The 2,717-nt window shown below is 50.6% G+C and carries 1 protein-coding gene and 2 pseudogenes; 1 reads left to right on the top strand and 2 read right to left on the bottom strand.

The window, feature by feature from the left end:
* Nucleotides 1-344, bottom strand: a pseudogene (locus tag GSQ79_RS19845) (transposase); the annotation flags it as partial.
* Nucleotides 345-671: 327 nt separating this feature from the next.
* On the opposite strand from GSQ79_RS19845, the gene GSQ79_RS19840 reads away from it, so the two are divergent.
* Entirely contained in the window at nucleotides 672-2,486 is a 1,815-nt protein-coding gene (locus GSQ79_RS19840) for an FkbM family methyltransferase (protein WP_158810394.1), read from the top strand.
* A gap of 64 nt (nucleotides 2,487-2,550) precedes the next feature.
* On the opposite strand, the pseudogene GSQ79_RS29700 reads toward GSQ79_RS19840, so the two are convergent.
* Nucleotides 2,551-2,717 (bottom strand): annotated as a pseudogene (locus GSQ79_RS29700) (helix-turn-helix domain-containing protein); the annotation flags it as partial.

The following is a 2,717-nucleotide window of genomic DNA, read 5'->3' as shown; positions in this document are numbered from 1 at the left end:
AAACCGCTCCGACACGCCGTGCCTGGCGACGACCGTGTCGATACAAGCGCGACGACGGGCGGGGCTCAGAAGTTTCCCGAGACGGCCTCTTTCAGGATCAGCTTTTCCAGCGTCAGATCCGACACCGCATGTCGGAGCCGGTTGTTCTCAGCCTCAAGATCCTTCAGCCGCTTCACCTGGTCGCCCCTCAGGCCGCCATACTCCTGACGCCACCGATAGTAGGTGACCTACGTCACCGCGATCGAGCGGACGGCCTCGGCAAAGGGCTTACCTTGTGAAACCAACACATCGACCTGGCGTAACTTCGCGACGAACTCTTCCAGCTTGTGTCTCTTCTTCGGCATCTATCGATCCTCCTCGTGGCAAAATGCCATATTTCTGGGAGGACCACTTCAAAAGGGGGCAGGCCACGGAGGCACGCCAATGTTTTCGCAGCCGGGTGTGTTGCAGACTTGGATGTGCTCATAAGCAGGAGGTACCGGCCTCGGTTTCGAAATCGGAGATTCTCCGAGCTTGGCGGTGAAGCAGGAGTCTTGTTCATCTTTTGTTTTGGTCATAGATGACCGCTGGCAGAAACGGTAACGTTTGGTCGTAGAACGATCCTGTACTGCCTGATACGACAAAACCGCCGCCCTTCCGGACAACGGCTCTGCTCAAAGGGTGTGACAAAAATGTCTCAACACCTTTATGGAGGGGCTGGGACCGCCGTTGCTACGTTCCTAACGGGTTACAAATTATCAGACGTATTCCTGGCCAGCCTCGGGAAAGCCTCGTCAGCTAAGGGCAATCTTGTGTCATGGCAACAAGCTGGATTCGAAATGAACATGCCTCCGCTAAACTCCATAAACTCATTTGCGATATGGAGCCACTTTGATCCAGGTATCTTCATCGATATGAACCCAAGCTTTGTCCGCTTATCTTCTGGAGAGGGCTGGTCCCTTTTTTGCAGGTATAAAGCTCCCCCTATGCCGGGAGAGGGTTCCATTTGGGCGGTGCGGGTCAATGAGAGCATGGAGCCGTGCGGGGCTCCGATCTTGCTTATCGACAGCGGGATCGACCCAAGAGTTATCGCCATTGGGACTCGGGTCTTCGTTTTCTTCGCGAAAATCGATAAGTCGGAGGATGGCAAGATCGAAGGATCTACTGTGGCATATACTGAGTTTTCGGTTGAATCAAAGTCCTGGCGTAACCGAAGCAGTTATGCGTTGCCCAAGAATCCAGTTGTAAATAATGCTAGTATTGACTCAGTTGCTGCCTGGGAAAAAAACTGGGTCCCTTTTAAAATCAAAGGCCACCTCATCGGGTTAATCTACTCTCATGAGCCATGGCATGTTATAATCCTAAACGTAGAAGAAGGCACCGCGCCAAAACTAGACGGTGTTTACTCAAGTCCTTCAATCACATGGGATTACGGGACGATAAGAGGAGGAACTCCGCCCTTAAGATACGATGACGGACATATGATAACCTTTTATCATTCGTCGTCCACAATAGCCGGGCGCCGTGTTTATAGCGTAGGAGCATGCGTCTTTGACGATCAAGCTCCGTATTCTCCCGCATTTATCACCAGCAGTCCTTTGATGGTAGCACCTTATAAAACTGGGGTGCATCGATTTGGGTGGCATCACGCGGCTAGCGTTATATTTCCGCTTGGAGCGGACGAGATAGCTTCAGGCTACCGTCTGATTTGTGGCCTGGATGATGGAGAAATTGCAAGCTTTGATGTACCTAAAGATGAAATAACAACCAGATTGACTAAGCCGGTCCCCGAAACCATTGGCGCTTTCCATGATTATCGCGATCGAGGTGGAGTGCGTTCTGCTCTTAAAGGTGTACTCTTCGTGCCCGACCCAATTCCGGGTATTCCTGAGCTTTCGATGGTGCAGTTCCTAAAGGTTATTGCCGGCCAGGGGCGAACGTTCGTTGATATCGGCGCCCATATCGGCTTTTATAGTATTGGACTCGCAGCCGGATTTGATCGTGTCCTATCATTTGAACCTTCGAACTTTCAAAACAAATGGCTAAACAAAAACAAATTGTTGAATGATTATGAGCACATGGTTTGCAAAAAAGTTGCTCTCGGCGAGCAAGCTGGTTTTGCGACGTTGAACGTATTAAGTCATGAAGGTGGCTTGAATACGATCGTTCCTGATGTGGCTGCTGTACACGCACAAAAATATCATATCTTGGATCAGTATACGGTCCCAGTAGAGGTACTTGACGATTTAGGTGTCATAGATGCAGACCTGATTAAGATAGACGTGGAGGGGCATGAGCTTTCGGTTCTGAGAGGAGCAGTTAAAACGATCAATGCTGGTCGGCCTGTAATTCTAATTGAGGTCTGGACAGAGGAGGTTCGTCGCGCCGAGATAAAAAATATTCTTGAAACATTAAACTATACATTTGAACCAATGTTCCCAAATTCGCCTGAGCTCGCTTTGTGCATTCCCTTGGAGCGCCGAGAGACTTTTAGCTGGTTCATATGAATGAATCTGAATCTCGCTAGCTAATTCGCGGACTGGTCACCTGGAACTGAAGTAAGGTACATTGTACGTGATCATCATCGATGGACCGCGGTCGACCTGGCCGCGCTTCGTCGAGCAGGCCCTCGATCCGGTCCTTTAGAAAGCGCCGGCGCCACTTGCCGACCGTGTGTTCGTGCACGCCTAAGAACTCGGCCGCCCGGTGCCTCTTGTAACATTTGCCGATCACGAAGC

Origin of the sequence: Beijerinckia sp. L45 (assembly GCF_009765775.1) — a bacterium.
Classification (GTDB): Bacteria; Pseudomonadota; Alphaproteobacteria; order Rhizobiales; family Beijerinckiaceae; genus RH-AL1.
The sequence above is the reverse complement of the archived record's forward strand: the minus strand, read 5'-3'. Positions and strand labels throughout refer to the sequence as shown.